This is a genomic window from Citrobacter sp. wls619 (assembly GCF_005281345.1).
Classification (GTDB): Bacteria; Pseudomonadota; Gammaproteobacteria; order Enterobacterales; family Enterobacteriaceae; genus Citrobacter.
The window spans coordinates 161,143-180,114 of sequence record NZ_SZXJ01000027.1 but is presented as its reverse complement, the minus strand read 5'-3'; the positions used below and the strand labels follow the sequence as shown (position 1 = coordinate 180,114).

20 protein-coding genes and 1 riboswitch are annotated in these 18,972 nt (G+C 51.6%); of the genes, 11 read left to right on the top strand and 9 right to left on the bottom strand.

Annotation, left to right across the window (positions count from 1 at the left end; translation table 11 throughout):
- Positions 1-18: 18 nt before the first annotated feature.
- Complete coding sequence (locus FDX19_RS03625; protein ID WP_137381636.1) at positions 19-1,929, bottom strand: ATP-dependent DNA helicase; 1,911 nt, start codon at positions 1,927-1,929, stop codon at positions 19-21.
- 141 nt (positions 1,930-2,070) lie between these two features.
- On the opposite strand from FDX19_RS03625, the gene FDX19_RS03620 reads away from it, so the two are divergent.
- Positions 2,071-2,415 (top strand): RidA family protein, encoded by a 345-nt coding sequence (locus FDX19_RS03620; RefSeq protein WP_042307863.1) that lies wholly within the window; start codon positions 2,071-2,073, stop codon positions 2,413-2,415.
- A 6-nt stretch (positions 2,416-2,421) separates the two neighbouring features.
- On the opposite strand, the gene FDX19_RS03615 is transcribed toward FDX19_RS03620, so the two are convergent.
- Positions 2,422-2,601, bottom strand: a complete 180-nt coding sequence (locus FDX19_RS03615) for a YoaH family protein (RefSeq protein ID WP_003020986.1) — start codon at positions 2,599-2,601, stop codon at positions 2,422-2,424.
- 83 nt (positions 2,602-2,684) lie between these two features.
- Between FDX19_RS03615 and pabB the strand changes: the two genes are divergently transcribed.
- From pabB to FDX19_RS03595, 4 genes are all read left to right on the top strand, one after another.
- Positions 2,685-4,046 (top strand): aminodeoxychorismate synthase component 1, encoded by a 1,362-nt coding sequence (gene pabB / locus FDX19_RS03610; RefSeq protein ID WP_170974339.1) that lies wholly within the window; start codon positions 2,685-2,687, stop codon positions 4,044-4,046.
- Positions 4,047-4,049: 3 nt separating this feature from the next.
- Entirely contained in the window at positions 4,050-4,628 is a 579-nt protein-coding gene (locus FDX19_RS03605; RefSeq protein ID WP_137381634.1) for a CoA pyrophosphatase, read from the top strand.
- Between the two features lie 183 nt (positions 4,629-4,811).
- Positions 4,812-6,176, top strand: a complete 1,365-nt coding sequence (gene sdaA, locus FDX19_RS03600; RefSeq protein WP_137381633.1) for an L-serine ammonia-lyase — start codon at positions 4,812-4,814, stop codon at positions 6,174-6,176.
- 130 nt (positions 6,177-6,306) lie between these two features.
- On the top strand, positions 6,307-7,908 hold the full coding sequence (locus tag FDX19_RS03595; protein ID WP_137381632.1) for an EAL domain-containing protein: 1,602 nt from the start codon (positions 6,307-6,309) through the stop codon (positions 7,906-7,908).
- Positions 7,909-7,914: 6 nt separating this feature from the next.
- Here the strand turns inward: FDX19_RS03595 and yoaE are convergent, their stop codons facing one another.
- Positions 7,915-9,474: a CNNM family cation transport protein YoaE gene (gene yoaE, locus FDX19_RS03590; protein WP_048211405.1), complete on the bottom strand. Its 1,560-nt coding sequence runs from the start codon at positions 9,472-9,474 to the stop codon at positions 7,915-7,917.
- Between the two features lie 461 nt (positions 9,475-9,935).
- Between yoaE and manX the strand changes: the two genes are divergently transcribed.
- The 5 genes from manX to mntP all read left to right on the top strand — a co-directional run bounded on the left by manX (position 9,936) and on the right by mntP (position 14,138).
- A complete protein-coding gene (manX, locus tag FDX19_RS03585; RefSeq protein ID WP_005122176.1) occupies positions 9,936-10,898 on the top strand; it encodes a PTS mannose transporter subunit IIAB in 963 nt (320 codons plus the stop codon).
- A gap of 58 nt (positions 10,899-10,956) precedes the next feature.
- Positions 10,957-11,757, top strand: coding sequence for a PTS mannose/fructose/sorbose transporter subunit IIC (locus tag FDX19_RS03580; RefSeq protein WP_005122174.1), 801 nt, complete (start codon positions 10,957-10,959; stop codon positions 11,755-11,757).
- Positions 11,758-11,769: 12 nt separating this feature from the next.
- Complete coding sequence (locus FDX19_RS03575) at positions 11,770-12,621, top strand: PTS mannose transporter subunit IID (RefSeq protein WP_003833769.1); 852 nt, start codon at positions 11,770-11,772, stop codon at positions 12,619-12,621.
- A 60-nt stretch (positions 12,622-12,681) separates the two neighbouring features.
- Positions 12,682-13,140 carry a DUF986 family protein gene (locus tag FDX19_RS03570; RefSeq protein WP_137381631.1) on the top strand — a complete coding sequence of 153 codons (459 nt, stop codon included), beginning with the start codon at positions 12,682-12,684 and terminating at the stop codon, positions 13,138-13,140.
- A 196-nt stretch (positions 13,141-13,336) separates the two neighbouring features.
- Positions 13,337-13,565, top strand: a riboswitch (yybP-ykoY riboswitch).
- 6 nt (positions 13,566-13,571) lie between these two features.
- Positions 13,572-14,138, top strand: a complete 567-nt coding sequence (gene mntP, locus FDX19_RS03565) for a manganese efflux pump MntP (protein ID WP_043016042.1) — start codon at positions 13,572-13,574, stop codon at positions 14,136-14,138.
- On the opposite strand, the gene rlmA is transcribed toward mntP, so the two are convergent.
- The 6 genes from rlmA to mgrB all read right to left on the bottom strand — a co-directional run bounded on the left by rlmA (position 14,135) and on the right by mgrB (position 18,480).
- Positions 14,135-14,944: a 23S rRNA (guanine(745)-N(1))-methyltransferase gene (rlmA, locus tag FDX19_RS03560; protein ID WP_137381630.1), complete on the bottom strand. Its 810-nt coding sequence runs from the start codon at positions 14,942-14,944 to the stop codon at positions 14,135-14,137. The two genes, mntP and rlmA, sit on opposite strands and share 4 nt — an antisense overlap.
- A gap of 63 nt (positions 14,945-15,007) precedes the next feature.
- The gene (gene ftsI / locus FDX19_RS03555; protein WP_137381629.1) at positions 15,008-16,753 is read right to left on the bottom strand and encodes a peptidoglycan glycosyltransferase FtsI; all 1,746 of its coding nucleotides are present in this window, start codon (positions 16,751-16,753) and stop codon (positions 15,008-15,010) included.
- A gap of 219 nt (positions 16,754-16,972) precedes the next feature.
- A complete protein-coding gene (gene cspE / locus FDX19_RS03550) occupies positions 16,973-17,182 on the bottom strand; it encodes a transcription antiterminator/RNA stability regulator CspE (RefSeq protein WP_001062678.1) in 210 nt (69 codons plus the stop codon).
- A 12-nt stretch (positions 17,183-17,194) separates the two neighbouring features.
- The gene (locus FDX19_RS03545) at positions 17,195-17,338 is read right to left on the bottom strand and encodes a DUF2627 domain-containing protein (protein ID WP_003034983.1); all 144 of its coding nucleotides are present in this window, start codon (positions 17,336-17,338) and stop codon (positions 17,195-17,197) included.
- 639 nt (positions 17,339-17,977) lie between these two features.
- Positions 17,978-18,262: a YebO family protein gene (locus FDX19_RS03540; RefSeq protein WP_137381628.1), complete on the bottom strand. Its 285-nt coding sequence runs from the start codon at positions 18,260-18,262 to the stop codon at positions 17,978-17,980.
- A 74-nt stretch (positions 18,263-18,336) separates the two neighbouring features.
- Entirely contained in the window at positions 18,337-18,480 is a 144-nt protein-coding gene (mgrB, locus tag FDX19_RS03535) for a PhoP/PhoQ regulator MgrB (protein ID WP_003034977.1), read from the bottom strand.
- 164 nt (positions 18,481-18,644) lie between these two features.
- On the opposite strand from mgrB, the gene FDX19_RS03530 reads away from it, so the two are divergent.
- Positions 18,645-18,884: a YobH family protein gene (locus FDX19_RS03530; protein ID WP_137381627.1), complete on the top strand. Its 240-nt coding sequence runs from the start codon at positions 18,645-18,647 to the stop codon at positions 18,882-18,884.
- Positions 18,885-18,972: the final 88 nt, after the last annotated feature.

Below are 18,972 nucleotides of genomic sequence, written 5' to 3'. Positions count from 1 at the left end.
ACCACACTCCGTAACAAATTACTCAGCCGATGGTATCGCAAGAAAGCGAACAGCACGCGCAATATCACGCGTACGTGGCGCAGGCGGAAGGCTTGCCAGGAAGGTCGCGCCATAAGGGCGCATCACCAGACGGTTATCACAAATCACCAGCACACCACGGTCGTCAGCATCACGGATCAGTCGCCCTACCCCCTGTTTCAGCGTGATAACCGCATCCGGGAGCTGAACCTCTTCGAACGGATCGCCGCCGCGCAGGCGGCAGTCTTCCATCCGCGCTTTTAACAGCGGATCGTCCGGGGAGGTAAACGGCAATTTATCGATAATTACCAGCGACAGCGTATCGCCACGCACGTCCACCCCTTCCCAGAAACTACTGGTGGCAACCAGCAAGGCATTCCCTGCGCTGACAAACTGCTGTAGCAGTTGCCCTTTACTGGTTTCGCCCTGTAAAAGTACGGGAAGCGTCATGGTGGCGCGGAATTGTTCCGCCAAATCACGCATCATCGCATGCGAGGTACACAGCATAAAGCAGCGCCCGTTGTTAGCTTCGATAATAGGTCGCAGCATGGATGCTAACTGGCGCGCAGCCCCCGGCTGGTTGGTTTGCGGCAGATTGCGTGGCACACACAGCAGTGCCTGACGCGTGTAATCAAAGGGGCTCGGCAGCAGCATCGATTCTGCTTCATCAATGCCCAACCGCGCCGTAAAATGGTGGAGATCGTCGTTTACCGACAATGTCGCGGAAGTGAATATCCAGCACCCCGGCTTTTGTTCCATCACTTCTTTGAATTTGTCGGCCACGGTAAGCGGCGTCAATGCGAGCGTAAAATGCCGGGAGGTACATTCATACCAGTAGCTGAATCCTGGCTGGTTGATCTCTTTCAGGCGTTTTAATCGGGCACGGTAGAGCGTGGCGCGCTCAAACGCGGCATCCAGCAGCGCAGAGCGCCCGAGTGACAATTTCGCCACGTCATAGCACAGCTCCAGCGTGTCATCGAGCAACAAAAACGCGCGTTGTACGCGCTGGTCAGCCAACAGCTCTCGTAGGTTTCCGCGATAGCCGGGTTCGCCGAGCTGTAAGCGAAAGTCCTGCGCGCTTTGCGCCAGACGATCAGCGCATTTTTGTAGCTGCTGGGTGTCTTTCAATTCTGTGCGATACGCAATCGTAATGTCTTTCGCCAGGTCGAGTAGTTGCCGGCTGGAGAGTGATTGACCAAAGTACTGGCTGGCGATATCCGGTAGCTGATGGGCTTCATCGAAGATCATCACATCTGCCTCGGGGATTAATTCACCAAATCCACTCTCTTTCACCACCATATCGGCGAGAAACAGATGGTGGTTGACCACCACCACATCGGCATCCATCGCTTTTTTACGGGCTTTGACGACGAAACACTCTTTATACAGCGGGCAGTCGCTGCCCAGACAGTTGTCGTTAGTGCTGGTCACCAGTGGCCAGGCCTGTGAATCTTCCGCCACGCTGACACAGGTGCTGATATCCCCATCAAGCGTTTGATTTGACCATGAACGCAGCAGTATGACATCGCTCAACGTTTGTACCGGCAGATCGCCACCCGCCAGCGCCTGCTGTTCGAGGCGTTCCAGACACAGGTAGTTGGAGCGCCCTTTTAGCAACGCCAGCTTACCGGTGAATTTCAGTGCGTTGGCAACGGTGGGAAGATCGCGACTGTAGAGCTGATCCTGCAACGCTTTCGAACCCGTCGACACGATCACTTTCTTTCCAGCGCGAAGCGCCGGGGCGAGATAAGCGTATGTTTTACCTGTGCCAGTGCCGGCTTCTACAACAAGCGGTTGTGATTTTTCAATGGCATGACTGACAGCAATCGCCATCTGTCGCTGTGGTTCACGCGGTTTAAAACCCGGTATCGCTTTAGCCAATTGACCGTCTGCTGCAAAATCGTCCGTCACACTGCCCCCTGTTCATTTGAACAGGGATTATGTCAGGCCAGCGGGTCTTTCGCCAGTTGAAGAGGTGACGCGGGCGCAACATTATGGCAGTCTTGGCGCAATCTGAAGCCCATGAAGAAAAATGTAAATAAGGAATGATTTATGACGATTGTGCGCATTGATGCCGAAGCACGTTGGTCTGACGTGGTTATCCATAACAACACGTTGTACTACACCGGCGTACCGGAGAACCTGGACGCAGATGCCTTTGAACAAACTGCAAATACGCTGGCACAAATTGATGCGGTGCTGGAAAAACAGGGTAGCAACAAGTCACGAATCCTTGATGCCACCCTTTTTCTGGCAGACAAAAGTGATTTTGCCGCAATGAATAAAGCCTGGGATGCGTGGGTCGTTGCCGGTCACGCGCCGGTACGTTGTACGGTACAGGCCGGATTGATGAACCCGAAATACAAAGTCGAGATCAAGATTATCGCTGCGGTTTAAGCAACGTTACTCGTCTTCATCTTCAAAACGCGCCACGATCCGTTCACCGGTATGGCTGGCGCGTAGCTCTTCAGCAACCAGAGCAATCGCTTGTCCGCTGCTCATCCCCTGCGACATCAGTTCCTGAATACGCTCTACCGCTTTTTGCTGCTGCTCATGACTGAGTGAAGGTAAACCTGCAAACATTGTTAACTCCTGCTAAATTGTCTGCGCTAATTATTTCATGCTACCGGGCAGTTAGCCAGTAGAGTAGCAACGAGTCAGGACTGATGAAGACGTTATCTCCCGCAGTAATCACATTACCCTGGTGTCAAAACGCCGCTGAACGCTATTTTTCGACCTTAAGCCATCTCCCCTGGGCGATGCTGTTACATTCAGGTGATGCCGATCATCCGCATAACCGTTTTGATATTCTGGTCGCCGACCCCTTAGCAACGCTGGTCACGCGGGCTCTGGAGACGGTGGTCAAGGACAGGCAAGGCATTTTGCGCACGCCTGATGACCCGATGGCAGTATTACAGTCAACGCTAACCGCCCTGGCTATTCAGCCCGATTATCATCCCGACCTCCCGTTCCAGGGCGGTGCACTGGGCCTGTTTGGCTACGATCTGGGCCGCCGCTTTGAATCGCTGCCGAATATTGCCGAATACGATATCGCCCTGCCGGATATGGCCGTCGGTATCTATGACTGGGCGTTGATTGTCGATCACCAGCTACAGACTATATCACTGCTTAGCCATAGCGATGTGCATGCCCGTCTGGCCTGGCTTGAAAATCAACTGCCGCCGGTATGCGAGCCCTTTACATTAACGTCGGCATGGCACTCGAATATGAGCCGTGAGCAATACGGCGAAAAGTTTCGTCAGGTGCAGCAGTATCTGCACAGCGGCGACTGCTATCAGGTCAACCTGGCCCAACGTTTTCAGGCGCAGTACCAGGGCGATGAATGGCAAGCGTTTGTCCAGCTCAATCGCGCCAACCGCGCGCCATTCAGTGCGTTTATACGCCTGGAAGACGGCGCGATCCTTAGCCTGTCACCGGAGCGCTTTATTCAACTGGAAAATCAGCATATCCAGACGCGCCCCATTAAAGGCACCCTACCCAGACTGGACGATCCTGATGCCGATCGCCAGCAAGCCGACACGCTGGCCAATTCGCCAAAGGATCGGGCGGAAAACCTGATGATCGTCGATTTGATGCGTAACGATATCGGCCGCGTCGCCGTGCCCGGCTCGGTAAAGGTTCCGGAACTGTTTGTGGTTGAACCCTTCCCGGCCGTACATCATCTGGTCAGTACCATCACCGCACGTTTGCCGCAGACGCTGCACGCGACCGATCTATTACGTGCCGCCTTCCCTGGTGGCTCCATTACGGGCGCGCCAAAAGTGCGGGCAATGGAAATTATTGATGAGCTGGAGCCGCATCGTCGTAACGCCTGGTGCGGCAGCATCGGTTATCTGAGCTTTTGCGGCAATATGGATACCAGTATCACCATTCGCACCCTGACGGCGACCGGCGGGCAGTTGTACTGTTCAGCTGGCGGCGGCATTGTGGCGGACAGTCAGGAAGACGCGGAATATCAGGAAACATTTGATAAAGTGAATCGTATTTTGCACCAACTGGAGAACTGACTCGTGGAAAACAGCAGCCTGACGCTTGATGATTTTTTATCACGTTTTCAACTCCTGCGCCCGCAGGTAAATCATGATGCGCTAAACCAACGCCAGGCCGCCGTACTGATCCCTATCGTCCGTCGCCCACAGCCAGGGTTGCTATTGACTCAGCGCTCCGTTCATTTGCGAAAACATGCCGGGCAGGTCGCCTTTCCTGGAGGCGCGGTGGACAGCAGCGATGCTTCGCTAATTGCCGCCGCCCTGCGCGAGGCCCAGGAAGAAGTGGCTATTCCGCCTTCATCCGTTGAGGTTATTGGCGTGCTGCCGCCGGTCGATAGTGTGACCGGATTCCAGGTCACACCGGTGGTGGGCATCATCCCGCCCAATTTACCGTATCGGGCAAGTGAAGATGAGGTTTCAGCGGTGTTTGAAATGCCGTTGGCGCAAGCCCTGCATTTAGGTCGTTACCATCCCCTCGATATCTACCGCCGCGGCGATTCACATCGCGTGTGGCTTTCCTGGTATGAACACTATTTCGTCTGGGGAATGACCGCCGGAATAATTCGTGAGCTGGCGCTGCAAATTGGCGTGAAGCCCTGACTATACTTATCTTTACGCACGCCATAGACAACTTGAAACTCAGGTCACAACATTAGTAAAACCGCGGTTATCTATTAGTTTAATTCATGTGAATAGTTAAGCCGATCGCCGCGTTCCCTCTTACACTATGCGCAGTTATAACATCGTTACTGGAAAGCCCAGTCGCCCTGTAGGAGTATTATCGTGATTAGTCTATTCGACATGTTTAAGGTGGGGATTGGTCCCTCATCTTCCCATACCGTAGGGCCTATGAAGGCGGGTAAACAGTTCGTCGATGACCTGGTCGAAAAAGGATTACTGGACAGCGTTACCCGTGTTGCCGTCGACGTGTATGGTTCACTGTCGCTCACAGGTAAAGGTCACCACACCGATATCGCCATTATTATGGGTCTGGCGGGCAATGAGCCTGCTACCGTGGACATTGACAGCATTCCCGGATTTATCCGCGATGTAGAAGCGCGTGGCCGCCTGCTGCTTGCGCAGGGTCAACACGAAGTGGATTTCCCACAGAATGACGGCATGCGTTTTCACAACGGCAATTTGCCGTTGCATGAAAACGGGATGCAGATCCATGCGTACAACGGCGAAACCGTCATTTACAGCAAAACGTACTATTCCATTGGCGGTGGGTTCATCGTTGATGAAGAACATTTTGGCCAGGATGCAGCGAACGAAGTCAGCGTACCTTATCCGTTCAAATCCGCGACCGAAATGCTGGAATACTGCAACAGCACCGGTCTGTCTCTCTCTGGCATGGTGATGCAGAACGAACTCGCACTGCACAGCAAGAAAGAGATTGAAGAGTACTTTGGCAACGTCTGGCAAACCATGCAGGCCTGTATCGATCGTGGGATGAACACCGAAGGCGTTCTGCCGGGACCGCTGCGCGTTCCTCGTCGTGCCTCTGCCCTGCGCCGTATGTTGGTCTCCAGCGACAAGCTCTCCAACGATCCGATGAACGTGATCGACTGGGTGAACATGTTTGCGCTGGCGGTTAACGAAGAAAACGCTGCGGGTGGTCGCGTAGTAACAGCCCCCACTAACGGTGCCTGCGGGATCGTGCCTGCCGTTCTGGCTTACTACGATCACTTTATTGAATCTGTCAGCCCGGATATCTACACCCGTTATTTCCTGGCGGCGGGCGCAATTGGTGCGTTGTACAAGATGAACGCCTCTATCTCTGGCGCCGAAGTGGGCTGTCAGGGTGAAGTCGGCGTGGCATGTTCCATGGCTGCTGCAGGTCTGGCTGAGCTACTGGGCGCCAGCCCGGAACAAGTTTGTGTGGCTGCCGAGATCGGTATGGAGCACAACCTGGGCTTAACCTGCGACCCGGTTGCTGGACAGGTGCAGGTTCCGTGCATCGAACGTAACGCTATTGCGTCCGTGAAGGCGATTAACGCCGCACGTATGGCGATGCGTCGTACCAGCGCACCGCGCGTCTCGCTGGATAAAGTCATCGAAACCATGTACGAAACAGGCAAAGATATGAACGCCAAATACCGCGAAACATCACGTGGTGGCCTGGCAATCAAAGTCCAGTGTGACTAATACTTAATTTTCGCCCATCTGCGACGGATGGGCGAATTTACCCCTTCTTGCTCGTCTACTGTAATTTTCCCCACTACACTTGCTCTGTTGCTGTTGGCTTCTGGGACCAACGGCTTATCGGGCGGCCCGCATGCAAACAGCACAACGGATCATTCAAAACTATCGCCGTAATCGCTTAATCGTCTGCACAATATGTGCACTACTGACGCTCATCCTCACATTAACGGTCCGATTTATTTCGGAGCGTAATATAAATCACCGTTACACCGTCACTTTTGCTAATCATGCCGTTGAAGCACTGGATGATGTGCTGCTCCCACTGCAGGCCGGGCGCGACATGCTGCTCCCGTTGATTGGTCTTCCCTGCTCGGTGGCGCGTTTACCCTTGAGCAAACATGCTGCCAGACTACAAACCGTGCGCTCCATCAGTCTGATTCAGGGGGGGATTCTTTATTGCTCCAGTATTTTTGGCTATCGCAATGTGCCTATCCGCCAAATTCAGCCTGAATTGCCGAGCCGGGAGGCACAACTGCTGTTGTCTACCGACCATTCGCTGATTAAAGGTAGTCCCATTCTGACGCAGTGGTATCCGGCCTCCGCGGATGGTGAAAATGGGGTACTGGAAATCGTCAATATTGATTTATTGGCAACCATGCTGCTGGAACCCCAGCCACCGCAAATCACCAATGCCAGTTTAACCGTCGGCAACCGCCACCTGCTCTACGGACAAGGTGTTGTCGAGACCTTGCCTACACTAAACGATGAAAAACGTTATCAGCTTTCATCGCAACATTTCCCCTTCACGATCAGCGTCACCGGCCCAGGCGCCAGTGAATTGGCGATGAAACATCTGCCGACACAACTACCGCTGGCGGTGATCCTGAGCCTGTTGGTGGGCTACCTTGCCTGGCTGGCAACCGCCAGCAGAATGAGTTTTTCCTGGGAGATTAATCTGGCTCTCGCGGCGCATGAGTTCGAGTTGTTTTGTCAGCCACTGCTGAATGCGCAGACCCAGCAATGTATGGGCGTGGAAATTCTGTTGCGCTGGAACAACCCGCGTCAGGGCTGGATTTCGCCGGAAGTGTTTATTCCTATCGCCGAAGAGCACAACCTGATTGTCCCTCTTACCCGTCATGTCATCGCAGAAACCATTCAGCAACGACACGTTTTTCCGATGAGTAGCCAGTTTCATATCGGTATCAATGTTGCCGCCAGCCATTTCCGCCACGGTACGCTGTTAAAAGACCTCAATCAGTACTGGTTCAGCCAGCATCCCATCCAGCAACTGGTTATTGAACTGACCGAACGCGATGCCTTACTGGATGTGGATTATCGGATCGTGCGCGAGTTGAATCGCCTCGGCGTTAAGCTGGCGATTGACGATTTTGGTACCGGAAACAGTTCACTCTCCTGGCTGGAAAAATTGCGCCCGGATGTGTTGAAAATTGATAAATCATTTACTTCGGCGATAGGAACCGACGCCGTGAATTCAACCGTCACAGACATCATTATCGCGCTGGGAAAAAGGCTGAATATCGAACTGGTGGCTGAAGGCGTAGAAACGCAGGCACAGGCACAGCATTTACGCCGTCATGGCGTACATTTATTGCAAGGTTTTTTGTATGCGAAGCCGATGCCGCTGCGCGATTTTCCCAAATGGCTGGCGGGCAGTACACCACCACCCGCCAGGCATAACGGGCGCCATATCATGCCCATTATGCCGTTTCGCTAACCCCGTTTACTCGTCTTCGTCGTGAGCGGGTTGTTCTTTAACAATGCGAACTAAATCCACACGATAGTCATTGGCTTCGACAATCGTAATGCTCAGCGGTGCGACCTCAATAACATCACCGACACGCGGGATGTGACCGTTAGCCGCAATCACCAGCCCCGCTACGGTGGCGATGTCTTCGTCCTCATCCACCAGCGTATCCACGTCCAGTGCCTGTTGCAGCGCGTGCAGATCGGTGCCGCCTTTCACCAACCAGCCACCGGCATCAGCAATGATTTCAGGGGTTTCATCGGCATCCGGGAACTCACCCGCAATTGCTTCTAATACATCCAGCGGTGTTACCAGCCCCTGCACCACACCAAATTCGTTAGTGACGATGACAAAGCTACCACGGGCACGACGCAGCACGCCTAACAGATTAATCGGGTCCAGCGTTTCCGGGACGACAATTGCCGGCGAGGCAGACGCAATCGCTGCAACATCCACACCGTCTTCCAGCGCCACCAGCAGCTCTTTAGCACGCACGATACCGATAATTTCATCAAGTTCGCCGCGACACACCGGGAACAGGCTGTGTGGAGAAGAAAGCAACTGTTCGCGAATTTCCGCTACGCTCAAATCAGCGTCGACCCAACTAATTTCACCACGAGGTGTCATGATGCCGCGTAATGAACGGGATGCCAGTGAGAGAACACCGTTGATCATATAGCGTTCTTCTTCCACAAATGCGCCTTCCGGAACGGGAACCGGCACCGGATTGTCGGATTCCATCTGCACGCTGGCCTGACGTTTACCGCCCATCAGACGCAAGATTGCATCCGCAGTCCGCGCACGCAGCGGCAGTGTCGACTGGTGGCGAATAAAGTTACGACGGGCAATCTGGTTAAACAGTTCGATAATAATGGAGAAGCCAATCGCCGCGTACAGATAACCTTTCGGAATATGGAAGCCAAAGCCTTCGGCAACCAGGCTCAGACCAATCATCAGCAGGAAGCTCAGACACAGCACCACCACCGTCGGATGTTGGTTCACAAATCGCGTCAGCGGCTTCGACGCCAGCAGCATCACCGCCATCGCAATAACCACCGCCGCCATCATCACCGGCAGATGGTTGACCATACCGACTGCAGTAATGACCGCATCCAGTGAGAACACCGCATCGAGGATAACAATCTGCGTCACCACGACCCAGAAACTCGCATAGCCTTTTGACTGCCCGGTATCATGTTCACGGTTTTCCAGCCGCTCATGCAGCTCTGTCGTAGCCTTGAACAAGAGGAAGATACCCCCCAGCAGCATAATCAGATCGCGCCCGGAGAACGCATAGTCCATTACCGTAAACAGCGGTTTCGTCAGCGTTACCATCCACGAAATCACGGACAACAAGCCCAGACGCATAATCAGCGCCAGTGACAAACCGATTAAACGCGCTTTATCTCGCTGTTTCGGCGGCAGCTTATCAGCCAGGATCGCAATGAAGACCAGGTTATCGATACCCAAAACAATTTCGAGAACGACAAGCGTGAGCAAACCCACCCAAATCTGCGGGTCCATTAAGAGTTCCATGACAAGCTCCTGCTTAAGGAATGACCAAACTGCGCCCTGAACATCTCAGGCGTTAAAGCGATATGCAGAGAAAATTTGTGGCAAAAAGTGCCAATCTGACAGGCGCAAAGCGGCCTGATGGTGAAATGACGTCGGTGACGATCCATATGGTGGGCTACTGCCCTATACTCCTGAGTAATTAAACAGATGCTAAACATAACAGAGACAACCGGTTTTTAGCAAAGATTTACCTTCCTTTGCAATAAGTTGTTTCGGAGATATTTCACCCTTCGAAATTTCTTATGATCGGAAGTTAAATTACGGATCTTCATCACATAAAATATTTTTTTCGATATCTAAAATAATTCACGAAAATCATAGGTTTTTCTTTGTAACCCTTATCTGAATCGATTCGATTGCGGACGAGCGATTCAAAATGCATCTTCACGTTGATGTGTTAACGATAATAAAGGAGGTAGCAAGTGACCATTGCTATTGTAATAGGCACACATGGTTGGGCTGCAGAGCAGTTACTTAAAACAGCAGAGATGTTGTTAGGCGAGCAGGAAAACGTCGGCTGGATCGATTTCGTTCCAGGCGAAAATGCCGAAACGCTGATTGAAAAGTATAACGCTCAGTTGGCAAAACTGGATACCAGTAAAGGCGTGCTGTTTCTCGTTGACACATGGGGAGGCAGCCCGTTTAACGCTGCGAGCCGCATTGTCGTCGATAAAGAGCATTACGAAGTTATCGCAGGCGTGAACATTCCCATGCTGGTCGAAACCTTCATGGCGCGTGACGACAACCCCAGCTTCGATGAATTAGTCGCACTGGCGGTTGAAACGGGTAGCGAAGGCGTAAAAGCGCTGAAAGCAAAACCTGTTGAAAAAGCCGCACCTGCCCCCGTCGCAGCACCTAAGGCAGCGGCACCCGCGAAACCTATGGGCCCGAATGACTATATGCAGATCGGCCTCGCGCGTATCGATGACCGTTTAATCCACGGTCAGGTGGCAACCCGCTGGACCAAAGAAACCAACGTAACGCGCATTATTGTCGTCAGCGATGAAGTCGCTGCTGATACCGTGCGTAAGACGTTGCTGACTCAGGTCGCCCCGCCAGGCGTTACAGCACACGTGGTTGATGTCGCGAAAATGATCCGCGTCTATAACAACCCGAAATACGCCGGTGAGCGTGTAATGCTGCTGTTCACCAACCCTACCGATGTAGAGCGCATCGTTGAAGGTGGCGTAAAAATTACCTCTGTTAACATTGGCGGCATGGCATTCCGCCAGGGTAAAACGCAGGTAAACAACGCGATTTCGGTGGATGAAAAAGACATCGAAGCCTTCAAGAAACTCAACGAACGCGGTATTGAACTCGAAGCCCGTAAGGTTTCTACCGATCAGAAACTGAAAATGATGGATTTGATTGCCAAGGCGAAATAACCACCTGGCATTTACTTAGTTTTCACACTTAAGTCTGTATAGCAATAGGAGAAGTACAATGGAGATTACCACTCTTCAGATTGTGCTGGTGTTCATCGTCGCATGTATCGCGGGTATGGAGTCGGTACTCGATGAATTTCAGTTCCACCGTCCATTGGTGGCCTGTACGCTGATTGGTGCCGTTCTCGGGGATATGAAAACCGGTATTATCATCGGTGGTACCCTGGAAATGATCGCTCTGGGCTGGATGAACATCGGTGCTGCAGTTGCGCCTGATGCCGCACTGGCTTCCATTATCTCTACCGTTCTGGTTATTGCCGGTCACCAAAGTATCGGTGCAGGCATCGCGCTGGCTATCCCGCTGGCAGCAGCAGGCCAGGTTCTGACCATTATCGTTCGTACCATCACCGTAGCCTTCCAGCACGCGGCGGATAAGGCGGCCGAAAACGGCAACCTGACAGCGCTCTCCTGGCTGCACGTGTCCTCCCTGTTCCTGCAGGCTATGCGTATCGCTATCCCAGCGGTAATCGTAGCGATTTCTGTCGGTACCAGTGAAGTTCAGAGCATGCTGAACGCGATTCCGGAAGTCGTTACCGGCGGCCTGAATATTGCGGGTGGCATGATCGTCGTGGTCGGTTATGCGATGGTCATCAATATGATGCGCGCAGGCTACCTGATGCCGTTCTTCTACCTTGGCTTCGTCACCGCGGCATTTACTAACTTCAACCTGGTTGCTCTGGGTGTGATTGGTGCCGTAATGGCCATCCTCTACATTCAGTTGAGCCCGAAATATAACCGCGTAGCCGGTGCGCCAGTACAGGCGGCGGGTAACAACGATCTTGATAACGAACTGGACTAGCAGGTGAGCGAAATGGTTGATATGACTAAAACTACCACCGAGAAAAAACTCACTCCGAGTGATATTCGTGGCGTGTTCATTCGTTCTAACCTGTTTCAGGGTTCATGGAACTTCGAACGTATGCAGGCGCTGGGTTTCTGTTTCTCCATGGTGCCGGCTATCCGCCGCTTGTACCCGGAAAACAACGACGCACGTAAGCAGGCTATTAAGCGTCACCTGGAATTCTTTAACACCCATCCCTATGTAGCGGCACCGGTTCTGGGCGTTACGCTGGCGATGGAAGAACAGCGTGCGAATGGCGCTGAGATTGACGATGGTGCTATCAACGGTATCAAAGTGGGTCTGATGGGGCCGCTGGCAGGCGTGGGCGACCCGATTTTCTGGGGTACAGTGCGTCCGGTATTTGCCGCGCTCGGCGCGGGTATCGCAATGAGCGGTAGCCTGCTTGGGCCACTGCTGTTCTTTATCCTGTTCAACCTGGTACGTCTGGCAACCCGTTATTACGGTGTAGCATATGGCTACCGTAAAGGCGTCGATATCGTTAAAGATATGGGCGGCGGCTTCCTGCAGAAACTGACTGAGGGGGCGTCAATCCTCGGCCTGTTTGTCATGGGGGCCTTGGTTAACAAGTGGACGCACGTAAACATCCCGCTGGTGGTTTCCACTATCACCGGTCAGGATGGTCAGACTCGCGTCACCACTGTGCAGACTATCCTTGACCAGCTGATGCCGGGCCTGGTTCCGCTGCTGCTGACTTTCGCCTGTATGTGGCTTCTGCGTAAGAAAGTGAACCCGCTGTGGATTATCGTTGGCTTCTTCGTCATCGGTATCGCGGGCTACGCTGTCGGCCTGCTCGGCCTGTAAGACTGTTGTACATCACCGGGGGCTTGCCCCCGGTTTTTCTATTTAGAGGGTTGAGGATTCATGACTATCACGGACCTGGTGCTGGTTCTTTTTATCTTATCGCTGCTGGCGTATGCCATTTACGATCAGTTCATCATGCCCCGCCGTAATGGCCCCACTCTACTGACTGTTGCCCTGCTTCCACGCAGTCGAGTCGACAGCGTTATCTTCATCGGTTTGATTGTTATTCTGATCTACAACAACATCACCAGCCACGGCGCACAATTCACCACATGGTTATTATGTGCACTGGTGTTAATGGGGTTGTATCTGTTCTGGATCCGTACGCCCAAAATTATTTTCAAACAAAAAGGTTTTTTCTTCGCCAATGTCTGGATTGAATATAACCGGATTAAAGAGATGAATTTATCAGAAGATGGTGTGCTGGTGATGCAATTAGAACAGAGACGATTGCTTATTCGCGTACGAAATATAGACGACCTGGAGAAGATATATAAACTTCTCATTTCAAATCAATAGATTACAAATATAGCCTGAACTATGTTTTTTATATCTCAGTGAAAAACAAACATAGCTAAGGCTATATCCCCCCTCCCACATGTTATTTAATTTAACGTTTTATCTATAAATAAATCTAAATGAAAATTGTTTTCATTTAGAAGTCAAATAATATTTCTGCGTTTCTTGTTTTATATTCCAAAAATATGTTAAGGTTGCGCCCGTCGTTGGGGAGTAGCCGATTTCCAGACTCCGGAAATGTACGTGTCAACATACTCGTTGAAAAACGTGGCACGTACGGACTGAACATCACGTTTAGTCAGGCGAGACCATAGGCACATCAACTGCAATGCATATTTGAATGGCGCTGTATTTACAGTGATTCCAGCTTATGTGCATGGTTACTGGGGGCAGTGATGTGTTTTATGGAATACCCCGGTCAGGACGCTGTTATGAATCTCACCGCTACCGTTCTTCTCGCTTTCGGCATGTCGATGGATGCTTTCGCGGCATCAATTGGCAAAGGCGCCACCTTACATAAACCTAAATTCTCTGAAGCTCTGCGTACCGGCCTTATCTTTGGCGCAGTCGAGACCCTTACGCCACTGATTGGCTGGGGAATGGGCATGCTTGCCAGCAAATTCGTGCTGGAGTGGAACCACTGGATCGCCTTCATTCTGCTGATCTTTTTAGGCGGCCGAATGATAATCGAAGGCTTTCGTGACAACGATGATGAAGATGAAGAGCCCCAGCGCCGTCACGGTTTCTGGCTGCTGGTCACCACTGCCATTGCCACCAGTCTCGACGCGATGGCCGTCGGGGTGGGTCTGGCTTTCCTGCAGGTCAACATTATTGCCACTGCGCTGGCCATCGGCTGCGCCACATTAATTATGTCTACGCTCGGGATGATGATCGGTCGTTTTATTGGCCCGATGCTGGGCAAACGCGCGGAAATTTTAGGCGGGGTGGTCCTGATTGGTATCGGCGCCCAGATCCTCTGGGCACACTTCCACGGTTAATCTACACGCTGCCAGATATGAATACTAAAGTCAGTCTGGCAGTCAAACTTCGTTTTTCCTGCTAACGTTTCCCACACTTCCGGCTTTGCCCGCCAGGCGAACGGCGTCATTTGTAATAACGCAACGGCCTCGCTACCCTTAAGCTGCATCTGATACCCCAGCGCAATACTCTGTTGCAGAACAAAACCGTCCAGTTGCTCTGTGTGTGGCGCATGTAAACGCACCTCATCATAAATCAGCCCTTTCAGCTCCATCAAATGACGCGGACCCGGCGTGGCGGTGATTACCCAACCGCCCGGTTTAACCACACGAGCCAACTCTTGCGCTTTGCAGGGTGCGTAGATCCTGATAATGGCGTCCATTGACGCATCGGCAAAAGGCAGACGATGGCTGGAGGCAACGCAAAAGGTCACCTGCGGATAGCGTCGGGCCGCGGCTTTAATTGCCACTTTGGAGACATCAAGGCCAAAAGTTGTACAGCCCGCTATCGCATCCGCGAAAGCGTGGGTGTAGTACCCTTCCCCACAGCCGATATCCAGAATTGACGCATCACTTGTTCCCAGCGTTTTGCTGAGCGCATCCACAATCGCATCGCGCAGCGGTTGATAGTGCCCGGCATCCAGAAATGCCCGCCGAGCCTGCATCATTTCCGCACTGTCACCCGGATCGCGCGACCGCTTATGCTGAACCGGCATCAGATTGACATATCCCTCTTTCGCCACATCAAACTGATGCCGTCCAGGGCACACAAAACTGTTATTCGCTTGAGTAAGAGGCTGATGACAAAGGGGACAGGAAAACGACATGACAACTCCGGCTGGTGATTTAAGGGCGCAAGTGTAACGCGATTTGCGCCCCGCGAAAATAACTTACAGCGACGGCGAGGCCAGGCTATTACCGTGCATCACCAACAGATGGTCTGAATCGGCTGGCATCCCGTCGGGTTTCACGTTTTCCAGACGCAGGACATCGCCCATTATCTGGCTGAACACCGGGGCCGATACCGCACCGCCGTAGTAAGCGCCGTTTTGTGGGTTATTTATCACCACCACCAGCGCGAATTTCGGATCACTGGCAGGGGCAACCCCTGCCGTATACGCCACGTATTTATCGACGTACTTACCGTCATCGCCTATTTTTTTTGCCGTCCCGGTTTTCACCGCAACACGATAATCCCTCACCGCAGCCTTGGTCCCACCGCCGCCGGGTAGCGCAACGCTCTCCATCATATGTTCAACCTGATGCACCAGCGCTTCTGGCATTACACGAGTTCCTATCACCGGTGGGTCGATACGGGTAATTGAAAGCGGTCGGTAGACGCCAAAACTGCCGATAGTGGCATAGACATGTGCCAGTTGGAGCGGTGTCACCATTAACCCGTAGCCGAATGCAAAGGTCGCGCGGTCCAAATCGCTCCAGTAACGTCGCTGAGGCATTAAGCCGCTACTTTCTCCGGTGAGGCCTAAGCCGGTTGGATCGCCGAAGCCAAAGCTTTTATAGGTATCCAGCAGTTTCTGCACCGGCATTGCCAGCGAAAGGTGCGACACACCGGTATCGCTCGATTTCTGCAAAATACCAGTCAACGATAGCTCAGGGTAAAACCCGACGTCGCGGATACGATGACCATCAACATTAAAGGGGTGGGTATCAATTACGCTGTCAGGCTGCACAATCCCCTGCTGGAGAGCGGTCATGATCACTAATGGTTTGACGGTTGAGCCAGGCTCAAAGGTGTCACTAATTGCACGGTTGCGGAAATCATCCAGTACCGCGCCTTCGCGGTTATTAGGGTTAAAATCGGGAAAACTCGCCATCGACAGGATTTCACCGGTGGCAATACTTACCAGCACCGCCGCACCAGAATCCGCTTTATTCCATGTCACGGCATTGTCCAGCGCATCTTCAGTCACCGTCTGCAAACGCTCATCAATACTGAGCTGCAATTCGTGCGCGGGGACCGGCATCACTTCCGTGATATTTTCAATCACATGCCCGAACTTGTCTTTGCGCACAAGACGAGAGCCGGGTTTACCCATCAACTGGCTGTTGAAACTTTTCTCCAGGCCTTCAATACCTTGTCCATCAATGTTGGTAAAGCCAATGAGATTCGCCGCCACATGACCTGCGGGATAGAAACGGCGTGATTCTTCGCGCAGATTGATCCCTGGGAGATTAAGATCATCGACCCACTCTGCCTGCTGTGGGGAAATCTGTCGTGCCAGATAGATAAAACGTCCGGCAGGGTTACTGTTTACACGTTCCGCCAGTGAACTGAGTGACAGATGCAGGGTTCTGGCCAGTGCTTGCCAACGTTCGTTATAACCCACGCCCCCCTTGCTAATAATGGTCTTGGGATCGGCCCAAACTGCATTCACCGGCACGCTTACTGCGAGGGGACGTCCTTCTCTGTCGGTAATCATCCCGCGCGGTGAGGCGATTGTGACTTCACGTAACGAACGCATATCCTCCTGCTTGACCAGACTCGTTGGGGTGACGATTTGTAACCACGCAACCCGACCAAGCAACAATCCCAGACTCAACAGTATTGCCACACAAAGCAGGGCAAAACGTACGGGAGTAAAATTGCGCGCATCGCCGTCGTTTTTCTTTTTCACCGGGGCTCCAGCAAGATAGTTTTTCAGGTGACTGATTTAACGGGAATTGCCGGGAGAAAGCGGGGAAAACAATGCTACGAACATCACGCCTTTGCAACAAAGCGCTAATGGAGAGGCATTCAGAAATATTTTGACGTAATTTGAATTAAAAAGCCCCGCATACGCGAGGCTTTATATCTGAATTGGTTGCGCCTGAGCGCTTCAAATCAGTGGTATCGATCAGATAGCTGTTACGTTAACAGCAGCCGGACCTTTCTGGCCGTCCTGAATTTCGAACTCAACGTTCTGGCCTTCAGCCAGAGTTTTGAAGCCGTTACCCTGGATAGCGGAGAAGTGTACGAACACGTCTTTGCTGCCATCAGCCGGAGTAATGAAACCAAAACCTTTAGACTCGTTGAACCACTTAACTTGACCTTTAATCTTTGCCATTTGCAAAATTCCTTAGAGTATTTTCTTCGCCCGCAGGCATAACATAGATAAAACTGAGACATTACTGCTTGAGGCACTAATATAAGGTTCGGCAGAGAAGCGGTATTCAACGTCAACGTGTTTACTCAGGACTTCTTTACTGAAAATGCCACACATAAACAGAACTGTACCTCGTTTAACCCAAACCGTGTTATCACATACAACGTTAATAATGGCAAGCCATTTTTAAACGTGTCTCGATCGGTCGCACAAATCCCGCAGTTCATCAAACAACAACTGCACAGTTATGCGCCAGGCCGAGTAGCAATATATCCTCGCCTCTCTCCCCTTGCCCCGGCTGGCCTGCGCCGTAGCAGGGACTTTTCTACCATAGCTCATCAGGTTCAACTGTTCCAGATTATCTGTCACAGCCTCTGCCAGATATCATTTTTTATGCTTAGTAATGCATAAAATATCACAAGCGTAAAAATGAGATCGGCATTCTGGTTTTGCACCAAAATAATGAAAGAATGATGACAATGCACAAAAAAAAGTAAGAGAAACGTTTCGCTGATAATAAAACGATCGGCATCACAAAAATGACACAATCATATTATTAATCTATGGATAATTATATTTATGTCGAACCAGAGATAAGATATTAATTGGTCAGAGCATCTGGAAAAACGCAGGCTCCACGTGTGCTGGCGCAGTAATTGCCGGATTGTTGCAGAAGAAAATAATCTGATATCGTTGACGACAGGATGAAGCATCTGAGAATAGCATCTACAGACTCTCACCCTGTCTTTCTGTTTACTACCGTTCGGCTACCAGACGAATGATGTCATCATCTTCATCCTGAGTTTGCACCGCGGCAGGCTCTTCTGCTTTTTCCGGTTCGTTAGCTTCGCAAAGACGACGGAGCAATGCGTTCTGTCGTTTTTGCTGGTCCAACAACGCCTCAAGCAGTTCAATCTGCTCGTTAGTACGCGAACTTGCCCGATTGATGAAAAACCACAATACAAGCCCGACAACCAGAACCACCACCGATACCGCTAAAGACGCAAAACTCAACGCGCCAGAATTCAAAACTTCGTTCATTTCACCACCTCAATGTAGACAGCGTAGTTTACCATTGCCGCACAAGAAGGTAATCAACTGTTACTGAAATGCGCTTACCAGGGAATAAATTTATTGATGGCGCAAATTCCGCTGAAAAATTGTACGTCCTGATCGCACATGATGTTGAACACCTGCGCCCACATCAGTATGCATACCAGCACGACAACTATCAGGACCACCCATCGAATTTTTTTCACTCCAACTCCACTCTCCAAATCTACAGCTTATGTTGATAAATTATCATGAGTTACCTAAACCCTAAGTTAACTGTAACGGCATTAAATGTTTTTAGGAATGATTCACTTGTTTCATCCCATGTACAGGCTAATCTACTCATAACGAGAAAAGATAAGAGGTTGTAATGCGTCTGATTATCCGCACAATTGTGTTACTCGCTCTGGTTTGGATCGGTTTATTACTGAGTGGCTACGGCGTTTTGATAGGCAGTAAGGAGACTGCAGCAGGTCTGGGCCTGCAATGTCAATATCTGACCGCCCGCGGGACCAGCACCGCGCAATACGTCCATACCAACAGCGGCATCATTGGCCTGTCAGATTGTCCCCTGTTGAGGAAAAGCACCGTCGTTATCGATAACGGTTAATATAGCAGCAAAAAAATCAGTACGTTATTTGCGACGGCTACGACGACAGGTCGTAAAAAAACCCGATACCGCGTATCGGGTTTTTTGC

What these genes read in the sequence shown, in the direction of transcription:
- FDX19_RS03620 (WP_042307863.1), top strand. Translation starts at nt 2,071, where the DNA reads ATGACGATTGTGCGCATTGATGCCGAAGCACGTTGGTCTGACGTGGTT.
- FDX19_RS03615 (WP_003020986.1), bottom strand. Translation starts at nt 2,601, where the DNA reads ATGTTTGCAGGTTTACCTTCACTCAGTCATGAGCAGCAGCAAAAAGCG.
- pabB (WP_170974339.1), top strand. Translation starts at nt 2,685, where the DNA reads ATGAAGACGTTATCTCCCGCAGTAATCACATTACCCTGGTGTCAAAAC.
- FDX19_RS03595 (WP_137381632.1), top strand. Translation starts at nt 6,307, where the DNA reads ATGCAAACAGCACAACGGATCATTCAAAACTATCGCCGTAATCGCTTA.
- yoaE (WP_048211405.1), bottom strand. Translation starts at nt 9,474, where the DNA reads ATGGAACTCTTAATGGACCCGCAGATTTGGGTGGGTTTGCTCACGCTT.
- FDX19_RS03580 (WP_005122174.1), top strand. Translation starts at nt 10,957, where the DNA reads ATGGAGATTACCACTCTTCAGATTGTGCTGGTGTTCATCGTCGCATGT.
- FDX19_RS03575 (WP_003833769.1), top strand. Translation starts at nt 11,770, where the DNA reads ATGGTTGATATGACTAAAACTACCACCGAGAAAAAACTCACTCCGAGT.
- FDX19_RS03570 (WP_137381631.1), top strand. Translation starts at nt 12,682, where the DNA reads ATGACTATCACGGACCTGGTGCTGGTTCTTTTTATCTTATCGCTGCTG.
- mntP (WP_043016042.1), top strand. Translation starts at nt 13,572, where the DNA reads ATGAATCTCACCGCTACCGTTCTTCTCGCTTTCGGCATGTCGATGGAT.
- rlmA (WP_137381630.1), bottom strand. Translation starts at nt 14,944, where the DNA reads ATGTCGTTTTCCTGTCCCCTTTGTCATCAGCCTCTTACTCAAGCGAAT.
- cspE (WP_001062678.1), bottom strand. Translation starts at nt 17,182, where the DNA reads ATGGCAAAGATTAAAGGTCAAGTTAAGTGGTTCAACGAGTCTAAAGGT.
- FDX19_RS03545 (WP_003034983.1), bottom strand. Translation starts at nt 17,338, where the DNA reads ATGTGTGGCATTTTCAGTAAAGAAGTCCTGAGTAAACACGTTGACGTT.
- FDX19_RS03540 (WP_137381628.1), bottom strand. Translation starts at nt 18,262, where the DNA reads ATGAACGAAGTTTTGAATTCTGGCGCGTTGAGTTTTGCGTCTTTAGCG.
- FDX19_RS03530 (WP_137381627.1), top strand. Translation starts at nt 18,645, where the DNA reads ATGCGTCTGATTATCCGCACAATTGTGTTACTCGCTCTGGTTTGGATC.